At 63.0% G+C, this 18965-nt stretch carries 19 protein-coding genes and 1 pseudogene; 7 read left to right on the top strand and 13 right to left on the bottom strand.

The window, feature by feature from the left end; genetic code table 11:
• Positions 1 to 98 precede the first annotated feature (98 nt).
• Positions 99 to 590: a PH domain-containing protein gene (locus AC5WS7_RS39775; RefSeq protein WP_495959832.1), complete on the bottom strand. Its 492-nt coding sequence runs from the start codon at positions 588 to 590 to the stop codon at positions 99 to 101.
• A 358-nt stretch (positions 591 to 948) separates the two neighbouring features.
• Here AC5WS7_RS39775 and AC5WS7_RS39770 point away from each other — a divergent pair, with 358 nt between their 5' ends.
• From AC5WS7_RS39770 to ilvC, 3 genes are all read left to right on the top strand, one after another.
• Positions 949 to 2889 carry an acetolactate synthase large subunit gene (locus AC5WS7_RS39770; protein WP_495959831.1) on the top strand — a complete coding sequence of 647 codons (1941 nt, stop codon included), beginning with the start codon at positions 949 to 951 and terminating at the stop codon, positions 2887 to 2889.
• Complete coding sequence (gene ilvN / locus AC5WS7_RS39765; RefSeq protein ID WP_067888649.1) at positions 2886 to 3389, top strand: acetolactate synthase small subunit; 504 nt, start codon at positions 2886 to 2888, stop codon at positions 3387 to 3389. The genes AC5WS7_RS39770 and ilvN overlap by 4 nt, the downstream gene beginning before the upstream one ends.
• Before the next feature lie 220 nt (positions 3390 to 3609).
• A complete protein-coding gene (ilvC, locus tag AC5WS7_RS39760; protein ID WP_495959830.1) occupies positions 3610 to 4623 on the top strand; it encodes a ketol-acid reductoisomerase in 1014 nt (337 codons plus the stop codon).
• Positions 4624 to 4706: 83 nt separating this feature from the next.
• On the opposite strand, the gene AC5WS7_RS39755 is transcribed toward ilvC, so the two are convergent.
• The 4 genes from AC5WS7_RS39755 to AC5WS7_RS39740 form a co-directional block, all read right to left on the bottom strand.
• Positions 4707 to 5024 (bottom strand): DUF6968 family protein, encoded by a 318-nt coding sequence (locus AC5WS7_RS39755; RefSeq protein WP_495959829.1) that lies wholly within the window; start codon positions 5022 to 5024, stop codon positions 4707 to 4709.
• Entirely contained in the window at positions 5021 to 5332 is a 312-nt protein-coding gene (locus AC5WS7_RS39750) for a hypothetical protein (protein ID WP_495959828.1), read from the bottom strand. Before AC5WS7_RS39750 ends, AC5WS7_RS39755 begins: the two co-directional genes overlap by 4 nt.
• A 93-nt stretch (positions 5333 to 5425) precedes the next feature.
• Positions 5426 to 5764, bottom strand: a complete 339-nt coding sequence (locus tag AC5WS7_RS39745; protein ID WP_495959827.1) for a hypothetical protein — start codon at positions 5762 to 5764, stop codon at positions 5426 to 5428.
• A gap of 274 nt (positions 5765 to 6038) precedes the next feature.
• Entirely contained in the window at positions 6039 to 6260 is a 222-nt protein-coding gene (locus tag AC5WS7_RS39740; protein WP_495959826.1) for a hypothetical protein, read from the bottom strand.
• A 268-nt stretch (positions 6261 to 6528) separates the two neighbouring features.
• Between AC5WS7_RS39740 and AC5WS7_RS39735 the strand changes: the two genes are divergently transcribed.
• Entirely contained in the window at positions 6529 to 7647 is a 1119-nt protein-coding gene (locus AC5WS7_RS39735; RefSeq protein ID WP_495959825.1) for a helix-turn-helix domain-containing protein, read from the top strand.
• Positions 7648 to 7708: 61 nt separating this feature from the next.
• Here AC5WS7_RS39735 and AC5WS7_RS39730 read toward each other — a convergent pair whose 3' ends face one another.
• The 3 genes from AC5WS7_RS39730 to AC5WS7_RS39720 form a co-directional block, all read right to left on the bottom strand.
• Positions 7709 to 8008, bottom strand: coding sequence for a muconolactone Delta-isomerase family protein (locus AC5WS7_RS39730; protein ID WP_495959824.1), 300 nt, complete (start codon positions 8006 to 8008; stop codon positions 7709 to 7711).
• A gap of 324 nt (positions 8009 to 8332) precedes the next feature.
• On the bottom strand, positions 8333 to 9103 hold the full coding sequence (locus AC5WS7_RS39725; RefSeq protein ID WP_495959823.1) for an SDR family NAD(P)-dependent oxidoreductase: 771 nt from the start codon (positions 9101 to 9103) through the stop codon (positions 8333 to 8335).
• Positions 9104 to 9413: 310 nt separating this feature from the next.
• Positions 9414 to 9833, bottom strand: coding sequence for a hypothetical protein (locus AC5WS7_RS39720; protein ID WP_495959822.1), 420 nt, complete (start codon positions 9831 to 9833; stop codon positions 9414 to 9416).
• Between the two features lie 183 nt (positions 9834 to 10016).
• Between AC5WS7_RS39720 and AC5WS7_RS39715 the strand changes: the two genes are divergently transcribed.
• A complete protein-coding gene (locus AC5WS7_RS39715; RefSeq protein ID WP_495959821.1) occupies positions 10017 to 10640 on the top strand; it encodes a DedA family protein in 624 nt (207 codons plus the stop codon).
• Between the two features lie 457 nt (positions 10641 to 11097).
• On the opposite strand, the gene AC5WS7_RS39710 is transcribed toward AC5WS7_RS39715, so the two are convergent.
• Positions 11098 to 11514, bottom strand: a complete 417-nt coding sequence (locus tag AC5WS7_RS39710) for a PPOX class F420-dependent oxidoreductase (protein ID WP_495959820.1) — start codon at positions 11512 to 11514, stop codon at positions 11098 to 11100.
• A 427-nt stretch (positions 11515 to 11941) separates the two neighbouring features.
• Positions 11942 to 13162, bottom strand: a pseudogene (locus AC5WS7_RS39705) (DNA cytosine methyltransferase); the annotation flags it as partial.
• Between the two features lie 92 nt (positions 13163 to 13254).
• Here AC5WS7_RS39705 and AC5WS7_RS39700 point away from each other — a divergent pair.
• On the top strand, positions 13255 to 13731 hold the full coding sequence (locus tag AC5WS7_RS39700; RefSeq protein ID WP_495959819.1) for a very short patch repair endonuclease: 477 nt from the start codon (positions 13255 to 13257) through the stop codon (positions 13729 to 13731).
• Between the two features lie 54 nt (positions 13732 to 13785).
• Complete coding sequence (locus AC5WS7_RS39695; protein WP_495959818.1) at positions 13786 to 14568, top strand: NgoMIV family type II restriction endonuclease; 783 nt, start codon at positions 13786 to 13788, stop codon at positions 14566 to 14568.
• Positions 14569 to 14571: 3 nt separating this feature from the next.
• Here the strand turns inward: AC5WS7_RS39695 and AC5WS7_RS39690 are convergent, their stop codons facing one another.
• From AC5WS7_RS39690 to AC5WS7_RS39680, 3 genes are all read right to left on the bottom strand, one after another.
• Entirely contained in the window at positions 14572 to 16404 is a 1833-nt protein-coding gene (locus tag AC5WS7_RS39690) for a DEAD/DEAH box helicase (RefSeq protein WP_495959817.1), read from the bottom strand.
• Complete coding sequence (locus AC5WS7_RS39685; RefSeq protein WP_495959816.1) at positions 16401 to 17834, bottom strand: transcriptional regulator; 1434 nt, start codon at positions 17832 to 17834, stop codon at positions 16401 to 16403. Before AC5WS7_RS39685 ends, AC5WS7_RS39690 begins: the two co-directional genes overlap by 4 nt.
• Before the next feature lie 111 nt (positions 17835 to 17945).
• The gene (locus AC5WS7_RS39680; protein WP_495959815.1) at positions 17946 to 18614 is read right to left on the bottom strand and encodes a KpnI family restriction enzyme N-terminal domain-containing protein; all 669 of its coding nucleotides are present in this window, start codon (positions 18612 to 18614) and stop codon (positions 17946 to 17948) included.
• Between the last annotated feature and the right edge of the window lie 351 nt (positions 18615 to 18965).

Below are 18965 nucleotides of genomic sequence, written 5' to 3'. Positions count from 1 at the left end.
GAGGTTATGCGCCGGTGGGCGACTCGGCGGACCCGCGGCATGTTGTGCCGCGATCGGCCGGTTCCATTGTCAGCGCACGCGTCGTGACCGATATTCCCTCAGTCGCGTTCGCCCTTCGCGCCGGACTCGGCGTTCGCGTCGGTGCTCTCGGTCTCTTCGCCGGTGTCCTCGGGCGCTTCGGCTTCCGCCGCCGCGGCCTCGGCGCGGGCCTTCGCCGCGGCCGCCTCGGCCGCCGCGAACGGGTCCGGGATGCGTCCCCCGCTCGCCTCGATCAGCTTCCGCAGCCGGTCGTATCCGACCGCGGGCAGCGGCACCTCGGACCCGTCGGACAGATGCGCGCGCACGTAGCCGCGCTTGGGAATGCTCACCCCTTGCAGCTGTGACCAGTCGATATGCCGCGAACCGAAGAACGTCCGCAGATCCAGCCCCGACGCGGACACCTTCGTCCGGGTGCGCTCGATCCAGATCGCGACGGCGATCGGAATGACGAACAGAACCCACAGCACCTGGGGCCAGCCGAAGAAGGCAAATGCAACACAGAACAGCAGCACGAACACGGCGAGATGACCGAGGCGCGGGTTCCTGATCACCCGCCCGGTATCGGGTACCTGGTCTGCGATGTGGGACGATCGAGCAGGTGGCACGGACTGATGCGACGAGGACACACCCACATCCTCGCATCAAGGCGATCGGACACAGATACCGCCCTGTCTCACATGATGGGACACCCATGTCAGGGAATTTGACTCAACGCCGCACGCCCACATACGGTCGTGCGCGTGAATCGAATCGAGCTCCTCGTAATCGGCCGGCGCGTCCAGCGCTGAGACTGATTACTTCAGCTCGTAGCTGCGACGCGCCACCCTCGATCAGCCATCGGCTGTCGGGGGCTTTTTTGTGTTCAGGCCAGTTCCACTCAGGAATGACAAGCAGTAAAGGATCAAGACGGTGAGCGCACCTACCGCACGGCCCGGGCCCTCGGCTCGCAGGCCCGCGCCCTCGGCCAATCAGCCGGCATCCGCGACTACTGCCGCACCGAACCGCCGCCAGGTCCCGCCCGAGCGGGTCACCGGCGCGCAGTCGGTCGTCCGCTCCCTCGAGGAGCTCGGCGTCGACACGGTCTTCGGTATTCCGGGCGGTGCGGTACTCCCGGTCTACGATCCGCTCTTCGATTCCACCAAAGTCCGGCACGTGCTGGTCCGGCACGAGCAGGGCGCGGGTCACGCCGCGACCGGATACGCCCAGGCCACCGGCAAGGTCGGTGTGTGCATGGCCACATCCGGACCAGGTGCGACGAACCTGGTGACCCCGATCGCGGACGCGCAGATGGACTCGGTGCCGCTGGTGGCCATCACCGGTCAGGTCGGCCGGAGCCTGATCGGCACCGACGCCTTCCAGGAGGCGGACATCTCCGGTATCACCATGCCGGTCACCAAGCACAACTTCCTGGTCAACGATCCGCTCGACATCCCGCGGATGATCGCCGAGGCCTTCCACCTGGCCTCGACGGGTCGTCCCGGCGCGGTGCTGGTCGACATCCCCAAGGACGTGCTGCAGGCGCAGACGCTGTTCAGCTGGCCGCCGGAGATGCGGCTGCCCGGCTACCGTCCGGTGACGAAACCGCACGGAAAGCAGGTGCGCGAGGCCGCCCGGATGATCCTGGACTCGAAGTCCCCGGTGCTGTACGTCGGCGGCGGCGTGATCAAGGCCGAGGCGTCGGCCGAGCTGCTGGAACTGGCCGAGCTGACCGGCATCCCGGTCGTCACGACGCTGATGGCGCGCGGCGCGTTCCCGGACAGCCACCGGCAGAACATGGGTATGCCCGGTATGCACGGCACCGTGGGAGCCGTTGCGGCACTGCAGAAGTCGGATCTGCTGATCACCCTGGGCGCGCGTTTCGACGACCGCGTCACCGGCCAGCTCGACTCGTTCGCCCCGAACGCCAAGGTGATCCACGCCGATATCGACCCCGCGGAGATCGGCAAGAACCGGCACGCGGACGTGCCGATCGTCGGCGACTGCCGCGAGGTGATCGCCGAGCTGATCGAGACCCTCAAGGCCGACCCCGCCAAATCGGCCACGGAAAACACCGCGCTGCTGGAGCTTTCGGATTGGTGGAGCTACCTCGACGGTGTCCGCGAGAGCTATCCGCTGGGCTGGAGTCCGACCTCCGACGGTTCGCTGTCCCCGGAATTCGTCATCGAGACGCTCGGCCGGCTCGCCGGGCCCGACGCCATCTACTGTGCCGGCGTCGGCCAGCACCAGATGTGGGCCGCGCAGTTCATCAAGTACGAAAAGCCGCGTACCTGGCTCAATTCCGGCGGTCTGGGCACCATGGGTTACGCCGTGCCGGCGGCCATGGGCGCCAAGATGGGCGCGCCGGACAAAGAGGTGTGGGCGGTCGACGGTGACGGCTGCTTCCAGATGACCAATCAGGAGCTGGCCACCTGCGCCGTGGAAGGCGTGCCGATCAAGGTCGCGCTGATCAACAACGGCAACCTCGGCATGGTCCGGCAGTGGCAGACGCTGTTCTACGAGCAGCGCTACTCCAACACCGATCTGGGCACGCACACCCTGCGCATCCCCGATTTCGTCAAGCTCGCGGAAGCGTTGGGCTGCCACGGAATTCGCGTGGAGAAGGAAGAGGATGTGGAGGCCGCGATCCGCGAGGCGCAGTCCATCAACGACCGCCCCGTGGTGATCGATTTCATCGTCGGCAAGGACGCGCAGGTGTGGCCGATGGTCGCCGCCGGCACCTCCAACGACGAGATCATGGCAGCCCGCGGTATCCGCCCGCTGTTCGACGACGACGAAGCGGCCGCGGAGCCCTCGGTGATCCACGAGGCGATGGCGCACGAGCAGGCCGGGCAGAAGGGGAACCATCAATGAGCACCACCCACACCCTCAGCGTGCTGGTGGAGGACAAACCCGGCGTGCTGGCCCGGGTGGCGAGCCTGTTCTCGCGACGCGGATTCAACATCGAATCCCTCGCGGTCGGCGGCACCGAACTGCCGGACGTCTCACGGATGACGATCGTGGTGACGGTCGAGGACCTGCCGCTCGAGCAGGTGACCAAACAGCTCAACAAGCTGGTGAACGTCATCAAGATCGTGGAGCAGGATTCGGACAACTCGGTGGCCCGCGAGCTGATCCTGGTGAAGGTGCGCGCCGATTCGAGCGTGCGCACCCAGGTCATCGAATCGGTGAACCTGTTCCGCGCCAAGGTGATCGACGTCTCGCCCGATGCGCTCACCGTCGAGGCGACCGGCACCCGGTCCAAGCTCGACGCGCTGCTGCGCATGCTCGAGCCCTACGGCATCCGGGAGATCGTGCAGTCCGGCGTGGTGGCGGTGGGGCGCGGCCCGAAATCGATCACCGCGACCCGGTGACGTAGGTCTCGCGCCGTACGCGGTGGTAGGGGACGGGCGCTGCGTCGACGCCGCGCCGCGAGGACTAGGGTTGTCGTCGGTCGATAGGTCGGCGCAACTGCTTTCCCCCGCTGCCGCGGGGTCCGATCCAAATTGATGCATTGAACTGAATGCGCCTGGTGGCGCGTACCGAACACACTCCCCGGCACGCTCGGGGATCATCCGCGAAGGGATACAAACAGTGGCTATCGAGCTGTTCTACGACGACGACGCCGACCTGTCGATCATCCAGGGACGCAAGGTCGCCGTCATCGGCTATGGCTCGCAGGGGCACGCGCACTCGCTGAGCCTGCGTGACTCCGGCGTCGAGGTCCGCATCGGCCTGAAGGAGGGCTCGAAGTCGCGGGTCAAGGCCGAGGAGGCCGGGCTGACGGTCGGCACTCCCGCCGAGGTCTCCGAGTGGGCCGACGTGATCATGCTGCTCGCCCCGGACACCGCGCAGGCGTCGATCTTCACCAACGACATCGAGCCGCACCTGAAGGACGGCGACGCGCTGTTCTTCGGTCACGGTCTGAACATCCACTTCGGCCTGATCAAGGCCCCGGGCAACGTCACCGTCGGCATGGTCGCCCCCAAGGGCCCCGGCCACCTGGTGCGTCGTCAGTTCGTCGACGGCAAGGGCGTGCCCTGCCTGATCGCGGTCGACCAGGACCCGAAGGGTGAGGGCCAGGCCCTGTCGCTGTCTTACGCGAAGGCGATCGGCGGCGCCCGCGCGGGCGTCATCAAGACCACCTTCAAGGAGGAGACCGAGACCGACCTGTTCGGTGAGCAGGCCGTGCTCTGCGGTGGCACCGAGGAACTGGTCAAGACCGGTTTCGAGGTCATGGTCGAGGCCGGTTACGCGCCGGAGATGGCCTACTTCGAGGTGCTGCACGAGCTGAAGCTGATCGTCGATCTGATGTACGAGGGCGGCATCGCGCGCATGAACTACTCGGTGTCCGACACCGCGGAGTTCGGCGGCTACCTCTCGGGCCCGCGCGTCATCGACGCGAGCACCAAGGAGCGGATGAAGGAGATCCTGAAGGACATCCAGGACGGCACCTTCGTCAAGCGCCTGGTCGCCAACGTCGAGGGCGGCAACAAGGAGCTCGAGGGCCTGCGCAAGGCCAACGCCGAGCACCCGATCGAGGTCACCGGCGCCAAGCTGCGCGGCCTGATGAGCTGGGTCGACCGGCCGATCACCGAGACCGCGTAGGGTTTTCGCATCCGCTGCGGCCCGCTAGCCGCTGCATCACGTGAAGGAGGCCCGCCGGCGTAGCGCCGACGGGCCTCCACAGGTCAGGAGAGACGACGGAACCCGGGATCATCCTCGCCGTGGAAGGTGACCGGGTGCCCGGTGGAGGCGAGCACATCCCCCACGATCAGCACGGAATCCTGAAGGGCCTGCATCGAGTCCACACCCGCGATACTGCCGGTAATCGGATCAGCCTCGATTCCGGTGATCCGGTAGGGACACAACCACAATCCGGCTTGGTGTTGCCGTGGTGAGCCGATAGCGACGACCACCGAGCCCCCCGTGACACCGGAGGTCAGTTCGCGTGTCGCGATGGGTTCGCCGAACTCGCCGTAATCGTTCAGATCGATGTTGCTCGTCATGGGCGGAGCCTATCGGCGGGAACGGCACGGGCAAGCCGGTAGTGCAGGTGTTCGCCGCGAAGGCATGCCGCGTACCACTGGTTCGCCTCCACGATGCACCGATGCGCCAGGGTGCTGTCGTCATGGAACCGGTTGTTGCAGTCGTTGATCATCGTCTGGTACTGGCTGTCGCACCAGCGTTTCTCATACTCGGGTATCCCCTTCCGGACAACGACCGCCGACATCGGACACTGCTCCGGCGGCGCGGCTGCTGCCTCACCCTCGGCACCGGCCGCGAGGCCCGCACCGACCACGACGACGGCAGCCATCAGATATGAGAGTCGAGATGTATTGTGCCGCATGGTATTTCCCCCTATCTATCTAGTTGTGTATCCATTCGTCCGCGTGAGTTCGGGACGTTCTCAATAGGCGCGGCCTGAGTCCGGCCGGATGTGCTGGGCCTCCACGAGCACCCGATAGGCCACCGCCTTGCGTGGGCAATCCGCGCGATCACAGTTGCGATGTCGCTGCATAATGCGGTGCGCGCCAATGACATTCAGTACATGGTCCGGCGCTTCGTGTGTCCACCACGCACTCCGTAGGATCTGTGTCGGCGCTTCACTGTCTGCTCGCTCGTACTCTCGGTCGGCGCGCAACAGCAGGCAGACCACACCCCCGCCAACAGCGAAGAGAGCCGCGAGAACCAACCAGGATTCGGCGCTCATCGCGATCCCCGCGACCGGGTAGGCGAAAGCGCCCATCGATCGAAACACATTGCGGGACAAACGGTATGGACCTCAGCAATGCACATCACGGCGTGCAGGGTGAGCACGTCCAAGTGATCCGGTGTCGGGGTGATCACGGCATCGACCTCGGTACTGTGTACCTGATCGACCAACGGAAGCAACGCATTCTCATTCGGCCACACCAGTCGGTAGCCCAGTGCGCGCGCGAGCCGGCGGACCTGAGCGCGTTCCCAATCCCACGCCGTGCTGACATCGGGATCGATCCACCCCAGCGCCATAGGATGCGCCCTCATCGCTGCCGCGCTCCGGCCAGGGCGCCCAAGCCGCGAGCCGTGATCGACCAGCGCGCCCGGTTCAAGGTCGGCATGATCAGGCCGCGACTGGACAGACGTCCGATCGCCCGGCGGGCGCTCCAACTGGTCAGCTGGGCCTGTTCGGTGATCTGACACCTGGTGAGCATTCCGCCGGGCGCGAGCACACCCAGCACGGCCGATTCGGCAACCGTTCCCATCCGGTACCCCTTGGTTCGATTGGTACGGCCCCGACACCGAGGATCAGTCGGCGGGAAAGATCGACCCGGAGTCGGGACCTGTCTTCAAGCATTGCGATGGAACAGGCGGGCCTGGAGTGGCAAGAGGGTGGCATTACATCGCAGGTCACAGACCCTTTGCGGCGACAGGCGGGCGCTAGTGGCACCGGGGGTGGCATTACTGCGCAAGAGGCGCGGGAAGGTCGCGAACGGTGGCAAGCTAGGTGATATGTCCGCGGACACTGGAAGATTGATCAGGCAGCTGCGTGTTGCCCAGGGGTGGAGCCAGGGAAAGCTGGCCGGCGAGTTGTCCAAGTCGTCGGGTTACAACATGACCCGCGAATACATCTCGCGCCATTGGGAGTCGGGAAAGACTGAGCCGTCGCCGTTTTGGCTACGCCATCTCGCGGCGGTTCTGGATTGCCCGCAGGAGTTGTTGGAGGCAGACGTGAACCGTCGCGAATTCTTATCTCATCTCGCCGCGACGTCGATAGCGCCCGTGGTGGCGTCCGATATTCTGTCGCAAGGGTTTTCGACTCGTCTGCACTCCGCCGGCCCGACTGTGGAGGAATGGGAGAGCACGCTCGCGCAGTACGGCACCGACTACATGAGCCAGGGTGCGGCACAGATTCAACAACGACTTGCCACTGATCTCGTTGTCCTGCAACAGCAGTTGGATTCCCCGCGCATGTGGGCTGTCGCTGCTCGACTGATGACACTGTTCGCCAAAACGTACCCGGGCAGCGACGGCAACAAGGCAATCTCGTGGTATCGCATGGCCGCCCAGGCTGCCGACCGCTCCGAGGACACCGACATCCGAGTCTGGGTACGTGGCCGGGCAGCTATCGCGCTGGGCTACGAAGGCGCGTCGCTGCCGGTCGCCCACACCTTCGCGGACCAGGCCCTCAGCATCTCCGACCGACACAGCCTCGGCCGACTGAATGCCATCTGGGGCAAAGCCCACGCCGCAGCCATCCAAGGCGACCGAACGACCGCCCACGATCTGATAGACACCGGACGCCGCGAATTCGACGTGTCGTACTCGGAAGAACAGACCTCGGACTACGCGGTGCCGTGGTGGCGAGTGAATGTCTTCCTGTCCTTGCTAGCGGCCCGCCTCGGCGACGAGAAGATAGCGGTCCAAGCCCAGAAGGACGCCCGCGCCGAGTTGCCGCCGGAGTTGCCCAGGTTCGCTACTCATCTGGCAATGCACCGGGGACTTATGGTGGTCCGCGCTGGCGACCGCGACCAGGGCGTAAAGCTGGCACAGGCCGCGCTCGATGCGCTACCGCCGGAGAAGCACTCGCTCACGCTACGGATGCTGATGGAAGAGATTGTGGGACCTGACCACAACGCCACGTCGTCCTGAGCAAGCCTCAGACGGAATCCGGGCCGCCAGACTCCGCGATGAACCGCCGAAAGCTGGCGAATCACTGTGCGCCGGCCGCGCCCGGATCGTTCGGGTGCGGCTGGACGGCGGTGATCGTGAAGTTCATCCAGTCCTTGAGCGGCAGTGATCCGAGAACGTTTGTGCAGAGGTCGTTTTCGTCTTCGGCTCGCCACAGACCGATGCTGCGCATCTCGCCGACGGGCCGCCAGAGCCGCCCCAGGTGGCCGGTGGCCGCGAGTTCCTTGGCGCGGACGGCTTCGGCGGCGCGGCGTGCGTCGACCTCGGCCGGATCGGTGCCATCGGGAATCGTGGTGGTGATCTCGACCAGGAATTCCTTCATGTTCTGCTCCGTTCGCTGCGAGTCGGATGGGTGAGGTGTGCCGTGAATCAGGACGATCGCTGCGGTAGCCCCCGATCGTCGGCTTCGGCTGAGCTGCGGCTGTATCCAGAGGCTGGTCGATCGCCTGTGCGAGAGTGACCCCCTTGGCGGCGGCGACTCGTTGCAATCGATCGTGAACCACCTTCGTTATCTTGATGGTCGTCAGGTCGGGCATGCCATATGTATACCGGCATACCTGCGGTAGTCTCGCTGATCTGCTCGGATGGCGGTTTTGTCGGATTCGCACTCGGGAGAAAGCCGCTCCAGCGCCTGCCTCCTTCGCGGTCAGCGCGGAACGGTGCCGCCGTCGATGACGAACGTCTGCCCCGTGATGAAACTGCCTGCGTCCGAACACAATAGGAGCGCGGGCCCGACCAGCTCGTCCGGCTCACCGAGCCGCCGCAGCAGGGGTGCCGCAGCCATCGCGTCCACCACTTCCTGCGGATTGTTGCGCACCATATCGGTGTCCACGGCACCGGGCGCGATCGCGTTCACCCGGATGCCGTCGGCGGCGAATTCGGCGGCCATCGAGCGGGTGAACGACAACAATGCCGCCTTCCCCGCCGAATACATCGCCAGGCCGCCGGAGAACCCCAACGCCCCGATGGATCCGAAATTCAGCACGGCGGCGTGTTTGCTCTGCCGCAGATACGGCAGCGCCGCCTGCACCAGAAACAACGGCCCCTGCACATTCACCGCGAACGACTTGTCCACCGCGGTCTTCTGCATGACCTCCAACGGCTGAGCCAGTGCGTTGGCGGCATTGTTGATCACGATGTCGACCCCGCCGAACGCCTCCACCGTCCTGGCCACCAACGCCTGCAACCCATCGATCTCTCCCAGATGGGTTGGCACCCCGATGGCCTCGGCCCCCAACTCCCGCAACCGCTCTACCGCTTTCTCACAAGCCTCCGGCTTCCGGCTGGCGACAACAACATTCGCCCCCGCACACGCCAACCCCTCGGCCAGCGCAAGCCCGATTCCTCGAGTGCCGCCGGTGACGATCGCGGTCCGTCCGCTGAGGTCGAAGAGTTTCTGGAATGAGCTACGGTCCACTGAGCCGGCCTCTCTCACGGATAACACGGTGCGTCCGACGCTGAACTGACGACGGTCGCAGTCAGTTCTATCAGCTGCGTCGGCACACCGCGTCGCTATCCCGCGGCCCCTCCTGGCTCCACCCCCCGCGCCGGTCGCAAGCGAGTTCCTTGGCCGTAGGGCTTCCGCGGTTCGGCCCTCGGCGCGACAGTCTTCTTTCGCCCGAGTCCCGGTGGGCGAGTTGCCGGGTCGGAGTGAGATCGCGGCATACTCCTCGATGAGCCGATCGGCTCCGCGCAGGGAAGCCTCCACGGAGCCGCGCCCTACCGAATCAGCGGCGGTTCAGCGTGATTCCCGCCAGGGGATACGGCGCCTTCAGTTGTGTTCCGGCGATGTTCGGGATGCCGATCCACTGTCCGAACCGCGGGTCGATGTCCTGCAGATCCAGGCCGAACGGCCTGTCGTCGAACGTAATTCGAGTTTCGTCTGGTCCGACCGGGGCCTGGCGTCCGGTGACTCCGGACTCCCCGCAGACCAGCACGACAACGATATGGTCCCGGAAAACCTGCAGGTCACAGTTCTCCATGGGGGAGCCCAGGACGTTGGAGGGGTGCCTGGTGATGTGATACGTGCCGGGTGGGATCACGCCGTTGCGCGGGAATTGCGGGTCGTCGGCGGACGCGACGGCTGGGGCCATGGTCAGTGCGGCGGCAGCGAGTGCGATACCGGCGGCGATACGACCGAATTTCATCCGTTCGGCTCCTTCGGGGTCGATTCGTGTTCGGGTCGATCCGTATGAGGTATGTCGAAGATGTCGTTCATTTGTTCCATTCGGAATGTAGCCGTCGATCGCGCCGTACCGATATCGTGTGGGCGTTGCGACTCGCGGACCGTCTCCCGACGTGACGGTCCGGCAATGGTTAGCGTCGACGGTATGGACTCGCTGGTTCAGCGCATCCTGAGCCTTCCACCGGTGTGGACGTACCTGGTGGTGGCGCTGTTGGTGTGCGCCGAGGAAGCCATGGTCTTCGGACTCCTGGTGCCCGGCGACACCGCCGCGATCCTGGCAGGCGTCGCCGCCAACCGCGGACGGCTCGATCTGCCGACCACCCTTTCTCTCGTCGTCATCGCCGCAATCATCGGCGCGAGTGTCGGATTCGGCACCGGCAGAATCTTCGGCGCGCGAATCCTGCGCTGGGCGATCTTCGAACGTCATCGCGAGCGACTGGACCGTTCCGGCCGGTACTTCGAACGCCACGGCAGTTGGGCCGTGGTGTTCGGCCGCTTCAGCACGTTCTTCCGAACCATGCTGCCGCAGTTGGTCGGCATGTCCTCGATGAGCTACGCGCGGTTCCTGGTGACCAGCACGCTCGGCGCGATCATCTGGGGTTGCGCGATGGTGATGGCCGGCTACGCGATCGGCCAGTCATTCACCGCAATCCTGCAACGAATCGATACCTGGGCGGCGCTGATTGTGGTCGTACTCGTCGTCCTCGGCGTCGTCTACTGGAAATGGCGACGTCATCGCCGCGCGCCGAGCATCGACGACCCCGACTGATCGAACGCCGATGGCCCGGCGCCCCGTGTGGCGCCGGGCCATCGCACCCGGTCTAACTGCTCCCGAACCATCCCGGAGGTACGGATCGCTGCCAACCCGGGCGAGGGTGGTGACGACGCTCGTAGGGGTAGCGATCGTCCCACCGGCCATGACGATTCCGGTCGTCCCAGGCGCCCTGCACGTCCCGCGGGACGTTCCAGTGCTCGTGCCGAACCTGAGTCGCGTGTGGGGCGGTCGGCTCGGCCTGCGCCGGAACAGCAAGCGCCGCAAGCGGAACCGCGACGATCGCCGCCGCAACCGCCACCCGCGCCATATGTCGTCTGCCCATCCCGCTCACCGTCTCCCAACTCGATTGCCCTGCATGAAGTCTCGCGCAGAACAAGCCGAGGGTCACCGGTGTCGCCCCGACTTCCGGGTGAGAATCCCCCGCAAGGATGAGCCCACTCAGGGTCTACCCCTATCCCGCAACCCGAACTTCCCCCTCGGGCTTGTCCGGATCGATGTGCCAACTGTGGATCCGGACCGGACGAATTCGAATGATCTTGTTGGAGAACCACTCCGGGGCGACAGGTGGCGTCTCCACGGTGAGCACGTCCGCCAGGCCGCGGATGATGACTCCGCGTCCCCAGCCGGGCTTGACCGCTCCCGGCTCGTCGGGAGTCATATCGTCCACGGCGAACGTGACATTCGGGTTGGACTGGACGTTTCGGTATCGCTGCGACTCGGGGTTGGGGCCGCCGATGTCGATGGTCCCGTCGTCGTTCAGTTGGAAGCCGACCGGGGCGATCAGGGGCTTGCCACCTGGGGTGACTGTGGCCAGGCGGCCGAGGTTCTGGGTGGTGAGATACGCGCGTTCTATGGACATGAAGGGCATGTCTTTACGCTAAGACCTCAATCATGCTTGAGGTCAAGACGGTGTACCGAATATTCGCCACGGGGCCTTCTGATGCCTCGCTCGACCGTGTCGGCTGCCACGGTCATGAAGACGAACATCAGGGCAATATTGCAAGTTTCCTAATCTATCAGCTGACCCGGGATCGTGCGGTCCGATAGAATTCGTGCCGCGCATGCCCTTTTTGCCCGGTAAATGCTCGAAAATTGCCCAACATGTACAGGAACTGGTCTTCTTCCTGCTTCCGGAGAATTTCGAAGTCTATCGACAGTAGGCTGATGCGACGGTCGATCTCGGGATCGCTTATTTCTTCGCCGACACGTTCTGCAATTTGAGCTGCGGATAGGTACGACTGCGCATCTTTTAGTGCTCGGTAAACCGGATCGGTTGCTGTATCTATACTTCGGTTTATTTTTGGCGCTTTTCCGGTGAGGGCGCGTGCAATTGAAGAACCGATCGCATATGCAACCGGCGGCGGAAAGGCGTTGCCGATTTGACGATACTGTGAAGTTTTCTGGCCTGCAAACCGCCACGCATACTGCATCTTATTATCAGGGTCGTCGCCAAGTTCTTTCTTGACAGTTTCCAGGTGCTCGGCTGAGGTGCGGTCAATAAATACCCATCCTTGCAGTCGCGCAACCATCTCGACGGTTAGTTTCGGCTTGCCGTCGATCATGGGGCGTTTCGCGTAGGGCGGCGGTGTGTCATGAATGCCAGTGCCGTCGACCCCGAGTTCGGCCCATGCTCGCTTGGCTCGCGTCGGACCGAGGTCGGCGCCACCGTGCTTCTTCGAGCCGCCAACGATAGTCGGCGCTATGTCGTCGGCATTCTTGATCCAGTTGTCAACACCGTTCCAACCGCCTCGGCCCATGATTTGCCCGAGCGCGCTGCCGACGGTGTCAGTGCAAAGGGACTTTTCTGGCCAATCGAAGCGTTTGAATTCGGCTTTCTGCATAGCGACGAGAATGAATCGAGGCCGCAACTGGGGCACACCGTAGTGCGAGGCATGGATGAGCTGCCAATCGGCTTCATATCCGAACTCGCGAAGGCGGTCTAAGACATGTTGTCTATAGCCAGCGAAGCGCGGCATACTCAATCCGCGAACATTCTCCAGTAGTAGCGCTCTAGGCTTGATAATTGCGACTTGCTCAACCGCCCAGGCGAACAGATCACGTTCGTCGGTCGCTCCAAGTTGTTTCCCGGCGATCGAAAACGGAGGGCATGGCACGCCGCCAGCCAGCAAATCAACTGGGCGAAGGCCCTGTTTCTTTCGTACTTGGGGTGAGTAATCTCTGGGATTGAAGATGCTGACATCGGCTACGTCGCCGACCCGGATCGCCCATCCTTCTTTCCCGAACGGTGCCGCCTCGTCCGTAATATCTGGCATGTCGAAAGTTAACTGCTTACTGCCTTCTCGGTCTTCTGTCCGGCCCTCTACCTTCGTCGAGGCTGGCCAGAACCTGCCGTTTCGCTCTTCGAGGCCGAAAGTCTCAACGGCGTTGACTCGCAAGGTCTCGGCGGCCGTGGCGTCGAGCTCGACAGACAAGATGTGGCTGAACCCAGCTCGATGCAGGCCTAGGCTCTGACCGCCGGCTCCCGCACAGATCTCGATGACTGTGAGTTCGCTCATGCGGGGGCCTTTCGCTCGGACGGGTCAGCCGTCGACAACGACAGTGGCGTATCTTTCCGTACGTCATGAACGGGCCCGCTGTCAGGATCGGTATGGACGACCTCGAGGGAGAGACCGCCAGTGTGCGTGCTTACCCAGCCGCTGCCAACGCTGGCAGATCGCGGAACATGCGCGCCAATAAGCGTTCTGATACAAAGCCCGAGGTCACACTGCGTAAAGAGCTCTTTCGGCTTGGCTACCGGTACCGGAAGGATCACAGACTCGACCTGGGTGGCGCTCGTGTCCGTCCGGATATCGTGTTCACCGGCCGCAAGGTAGCGGTCTTCGTCGACGGCTGCTTCTGGCATGCCTGCCCCGAGCATGGCCGTCGGCCGAAAGTCAACGACTGGTACTGGGGACCGAAGCTCGAGCGGACGATTGCCCGAGATCGAGCAGCAGATGCTGCGCTGACCGACGCGGGGTGGCGTGTGGTCCGAGTATGGGAGCACGTCGAACTTCGGGAGGCGGTTGCCATAGTAGTTGCCGCAATCGCGCAGCCGGTAACCGAACATGTGAGCGATCGTATGTGATCTTCTACCTTCACAGCCAAACTTTGAGTGCGCGTCTCACTTTGGGGTTAGATCATGGCCATGATGATGCCGTTCGGGGTGGATCTACTCGGCTGGAAGCGAAGCAAAGGGAACAAGCTCAATTGGGACTGGGTTCCTAACTCGGCGGATATCGACAACGTCTCAAGCCTGAGACTAGCCGAGGCGATGCTCGACAACCTCGACATCCCCAACCCGAATCGTTCTGGCCTGCCAGCTATCGAGCCGCCCAGTAATCCAGGCGCGCTACTGGAAAGCCAAGTGGCCTACGACCTCGGTGCGGTTCTTTCCGAACTCGATTCGGGCCGTCAGTGGGAAGTACATCACGGGCGGAAGATCGTCAGCTACGTTCAGTACCAGCATCTGACAGCCATACAACGAGCGATCGACGCAGATCCGAATCTGCGCATAACCCTCGGCACGGATTACATCATCACTCCTGATGTAACCGTCGGTATCGCTGGTACGCAACCGGGGTCGAGCACGCCGTGGCTTCACGCCGCGGTGGCGTGTAAGTGGTCTATCCGTTCGGATCGGGTGCAGAACATCCGCCACGAGAACAGCGTCATGATCCGGCACCGTCGTGGTCGTCTTCCGCATTTGGTGGTCGTCACCGCCGAGCCACTCCCGTCACGGCTGGCGTCCATCGCGCGCGGCACCGGTGAAGTGGATGCGACGTACCACTACGCCTTCGAAGCGATGGCAGCCGCAGTCGCAGCGGTAGGTAACGCGAAGCAACGCGACGACTGGGATGAGGTAGTCGGGCAGGGACGTCTGCTCGACTACTCCAACCTCGGCATAGCGCTAGCGCGTTGGTAGCTGTCAGTTCTGAACTCCGAAGTAACGCAACATCGCTTGGATATCGGCTACGTCGAGGCCTGCGCCTACTGCGGGTTCTTCCTCAAGGTCGGCGAGCTGTTGCACTGCCGGATCATCCAGGATCTTCCCCATGAACTGGAGTTTCGCATCGAGTCGCATCCGTACGATGTCGTCCACGGTCTTAGTCGAAGCAAGAACGGTGACGCGCGTCTCGGCATCTGCTGGTAGCCCTAGCCGGTGAATCCGATCGAGGCTCTGCAGGAATCGGCCGGCCAGAAAGTCTCGGTCGACATAGACGGCGTCGTGGCACACCTGATGGAGGCTGATGCCTTCGCCGAGTGTGGCTGGATTGGAAATGAGCACATGGCAGTTCGGGTCTGTCCGGAACCGGCGGATCTCGTCTGCGCGGTCGGCTGTCCCGCCGTACACGGACGCAGGGTTGTACCCTTCGAGAAGTTTCTCCAGGGTCGTGAGGCTACGGACGAAAGTTGTCCACACCAGTGTCTTTCGGCCCAGGGCCACGTTGTCGGAGACGATCTTCAGGGTCTCTTGATATTTCGGTGACAGCTCAAGGCTCGGCAACTTCTGGATCAGCTCGTACATGGAGTCGCCCGGCTCGGGGACCAGTGCCGGCACTTGATATTCGAGCGGCTCGTACCGGCTAGCTCCCTCCAGCAACAGCGCCGGGCTGATCGCAGCCATCAGCAGCCGAAGGGTTGCCCGGCCAAGTCCTTCGATCCTGTTGCGCGACTTCTCAGCTCGCGATGAAAAGTTACCCTTGAGAGCCTCGTAGATCTCCCGATGCAGAGGGGGCATGTCCAGATAACGGATCTTCGGCTCGAACGGCGGCAGTCCCAGTTCATGCTTGGTAGTCCGTGTGAACAGTGGGCGCAGAACGGAACTCGCGTAGGCCAGGTTTCCGCCGGCGACCGCCTCGGTCACGACCCGCTTGCCGTGACCCGGCCAGACGAACGAGAACAGACTTTCCAGATCCCGTGCACCGTTTGGGGCTGGCGTCCCGGTGAGGATCAGCCGCCGGCTGGCTAGCGGGCCCAGTGCGAGGCAGGCTGCGCCGTACTTTCCGTTGGCACCGAGTTTCATCCTGTGGGCTTCGTCCAGGAGGACCATCGATGGGGACGCTCGCAACCAGTCGGCGAGTTTGTTGAGCGAGCGGTCGAGCCGCTCATAATTCACGATGCGCACCTCGGCCAGCGGATTTGGCGGCTGATCGGGAAGCTCGACTATCAGAGGCTCCTTGAAGCACACTGAGCTCTCGTATTCCCACGATTCGAAGGAGGACTTCGGCCCTACGACTAGCAGGCGGCCCACTTCGCCACGTTCGCGCATCGCTGAGTACACCGCAAGAGCTACACGCGTCTTGCCGGCGCCTGGAACACTGAAATTCGCGCTGTGCCGCAACGAGATCAGACGGGCGATATCTCGGAGTTGGAATTGTGTGAGGTCGGCGATCCAATCCGCGCCTAGCAGCCGAGGGACGTCTTCAGCCTGTATAACTTCGTCGCTGTCGGTCAGCGTGCTCTGTTCCAGGCTTCGCTGGACTCTTTCGGAGTCGTCGAGGACACCGTTCACCATAGTGACTAGGTCATCGTCCCAAACGACATCCGAGTGCGGCCAGGTACTCAGCGCCGCAAGGTTAATGAGGAAGTCATCAAGGTCGATCGCGGCGGAGACTGTGCTTCGGTCTGCGCTCGGTGAGATTCGGGTGATCAACTGAGCGAAGTCGGCTTGGTGTGCGTGGTTGGTGCGGACTTCTACGCGAGTGCGGGTGATGTCGAAGCCGAGGCGAAGAGACGAGATATCGATGTCTTCGGTCACTCCTGAACCCTCTTGGTCTTCGACGCTTTGATCAGCCACGAAAGTGCGGGGCCCCTGGGGGAATCGATGGTGCGTTCGGCCTCGTCCGCGAGATCACACAGGACCGTGCGGAGCTTGTCGAGAGCGTCATCAAAAGCTCCTTCGTCCAGGCTGGAATTTCCCCTGGACAACACAAGGTCGGTAACCGCTTGCTCCAGGTCCTTGCTGGCATCATTGACTCGGTCCGGGGCGGCCTGACGCTTCTTCCGCAGACGGACATCCCGGCCTGCTGGATCGAGTGCCTCGTTGTACGCGTTCCAGAGCGACTCGACAACGGTTGCGGCAGAGGTCTTCTCGGCCGGTGTCGTATCACTGGCCGCTTGGATTGCCTTCGCCTTGAGGAGCCGGTCCGTCAGTGAACGTGCTGCTATCACCTCGGTGCCCGATGTCTTCATAGAGCGATTCAGACCGGGAATCGACACAGTGTTAGGTTCGGTGGGCACCGTCGGCTTAAGGTCGTCGGGGAGGAATTTCTCCAAGTACCGACTCTGGAAGTTGGGCTCAATGTTGCGGACGTCCGTTTTCGAGAAGTTGAGGACGATTGCAGCCATCCGTGCCTCCTTCATCAGGTCGGCCTTGTCCTTGTTTTTCTTCTGTTCCTTGTCCCACGTACGGTAGAGCTCGGCTAGCTTTTCCTGCGATGCTTCCAGATCCATAAGCCGCAGCGAGGCACCGCTGGAAGTTCTGCTGCGGCTGATGAGTTCGCGCAGTTCGGCAAGCACCCAAAGGTCGCGCTCGACCGAGCGTACATCGGTATGGAACGTCTTCGCGATCTGTGGCAGGTTCTTTCCTAGCATTACCTGCTGTTCTTCGATGGCCAGGAGTCGGTTGATATATGAATATTGACGGCGATCGTCTGGCCGCAGCTGGAGTGCAATCTCAACGTCGTTGATATCGGCCCACGTACACGATGCGGGCAACACCCCGACCCGCATGTGATTCGTAGTATTGAGTTCCCGCAACGCGGCGCAGCGCGTATTGCCGTTGACGAGAATGCCTTCGCGGGTAATCAGACCCGGCTCGTTCTGCTTATGCTCGGAGAGGCTTTTCTTCAGCTCAATGAATTCCGGGTCGCGATGGTCGGGCTCGGACGGGCGAATTGTGAGCAGATAAGCTAGGTAATCTTGACTCTCTGGACTCCACGGATCTGCCACCAGAAGAGCGTCCCGAGCTGCGTCGAAGCTTCGCTGTGCGCGAATGCGGTGTGTTCCCGGGTTGTAATACAAGGCGTCGAGCGGCATGTCGATGACTTGTAGGTGATGGGGCGCACCGCGAAACTCCACAGTGAGCGTTTCGGCTACACCGCCCGCACTGCGCTGATCATCGAGTCTCTGCGCGACCTGCTGGCGAGTGGCAGCGGCGGTGGGGGGCAGCCCGAAGTCTGCAAGCACGAGATCTCCTTGGTGCTCATGGGGATATATGAGTGGTAGAGGATAGGCCGTTAGCGGCAGCGCCAATAGCCGACCGCCTATCCGTTGGCCGGCGCAGTTGCTGCGAGGCCGTCAGAGGATAGTGGCACGCATTTGATCGCGGGCGTCCGAAGGCAGAGCCCGGTAGCTGGCCCAGAGCGTCTCGGCAACACTGAAGCTGCGAGCATCCCGCTCAACCCATGTTTTCAGCATCTGCTGTTCGAGCGGCGTCAGCGACTCGAATTCTTTCATGAGCGATTCGAGGTCGACCTCAGACCCGCGGCCTCCGATACGGCATCGATTGCATTCGATGACCTGTTCGGTTCGGACCTCGCCGCTTGCCAGGAGGACAGTGCGGTTGGCCACGTCCAGTTGGGACTTTGCGGTGGTGCCTGGGAACCGCTCGCCCGGCCCTATCCCGCAGGAACGGCACATGTGCTTATCGCGGAGCAACAGGGAGTGTCTTTTTGCCGCGGAGACAGTCGAGGTTGCCGGTCTGGTTGCCATGCCGGGCTCCCACACCGGCTTGCCGGCCTCGACGAACCGCTGTTCGTTGGCGTCAAGCGATGCGTCCTCGCGGTTGGTGTCGATCTGCCAGCCGAAATCGCGCAGATCGCGAAGGCGGCGGTCGATCTGCGCGACGTCGGGGAAAGCGTCGCGAAGTTCGGACTTGGTGAATATGTTTCCGGCGCCGACGCTTTGCATCAGCCACAGCGCCACGCGCTTCATGGTGCCGAGCTTGGCGTTGACGTCGTTCCACATAGGAGCAGACACTGCTTGTTCAACCTCTTCTGGTCGGTGGGGACCCGTGGCATGAATGCAACACGGGCGAATCTATCGCCGGATCGGCGCCTACCAACCAAACACCACAGGGCTGAATCAGCGCAAGATGTGGCTTGTTCAAAAAATTTGAACAGCGTGGTCCGTTCGAAATACTCTCTGCCGCAGTAATATTGGCGGCCTATCTGTGCTCAACGTTGCTTCAATTGGGAGGGGTCTTGCCGAAACCTGGCGAATTCGAACCGCTGAGTCCAAATTTGCCTCCTGCGAGGAGGCGCTTCGCGGAAGAAGTTCGAGAGATGCTGATCCCCGCAGGGTCTCTCGCGAAAGTAG

The organism is Nocardia sp. PLKS1-43 (assembly GCF_059510335.1).
The sequence above is the reverse complement of the archived record's forward strand: the minus strand, read 5'-3'. Positions and strand labels throughout refer to the sequence as shown.

Coding starts and splice junctions, on each gene's coding strand:
- AC5WS7_RS39680 (WP_495959815.1), bottom strand. CDS start 18,614: ATGTGGAACGACGTCAACGCCAAGCTCGGCACCATGAAGCGCGTGGCG.
- AC5WS7_RS39695 (WP_495959818.1), top strand. CDS start 13,786: ATGGCCATGATGATGCCGTTCGGGGTGGATCTACTCGGCTGGAAGCGA.
- AC5WS7_RS39720 (WP_495959822.1), bottom strand. CDS start 9,833: ATGAAATTCGGTCGTATCGCCGCCGGTATCGCACTCGCTGCCGCCGCA.
- AC5WS7_RS39740 (WP_495959826.1), bottom strand. CDS start 6,260: ATGGGAACGGTTGCCGAATCGGCCGTGCTGGGTGTGCTCGCGCCCGGC.
- AC5WS7_RS39755 (WP_495959829.1), bottom strand. CDS start 5,024: ATGACGAGCAACATCGATCTGAACGATTACGGCGAGTTCGGCGAACCC.
- AC5WS7_RS39750 (WP_495959828.1), bottom strand. CDS start 5,332: ATGGCTGCCGTCGTCGTGGTCGGTGCGGGCCTCGCGGCCGGTGCCGAG.
- AC5WS7_RS39715 (WP_495959821.1), top strand. CDS start 10,017: ATGGACTCGCTGGTTCAGCGCATCCTGAGCCTTCCACCGGTGTGGACG.
- AC5WS7_RS39745 (WP_495959827.1), bottom strand. CDS start 5,764: ATGGGCGCTTTCGCCTACCCGGTCGCGGGGATCGCGATGAGCGCCGAA.
- AC5WS7_RS39710 (WP_495959820.1), bottom strand. CDS start 11,514: ATGCCCTTCATGTCCATAGAACGCGCGTATCTCACCACCCAGAACCTC.
- AC5WS7_RS39700 (WP_495959819.1), top strand. CDS start 13,255: ATGGACGACCTCGAGGGAGAGACCGCCAGTGTGCGTGCTTACCCAGCC.
- AC5WS7_RS39730 (WP_495959824.1), bottom strand. CDS start 8,008: ATGAAGGAATTCCTGGTCGAGATCACCACCACGATTCCCGATGGCACC.
- ilvN (WP_067888649.1), top strand. CDS start 2,886: ATGAGCACCACCCACACCCTCAGCGTGCTGGTGGAGGACAAACCCGGC.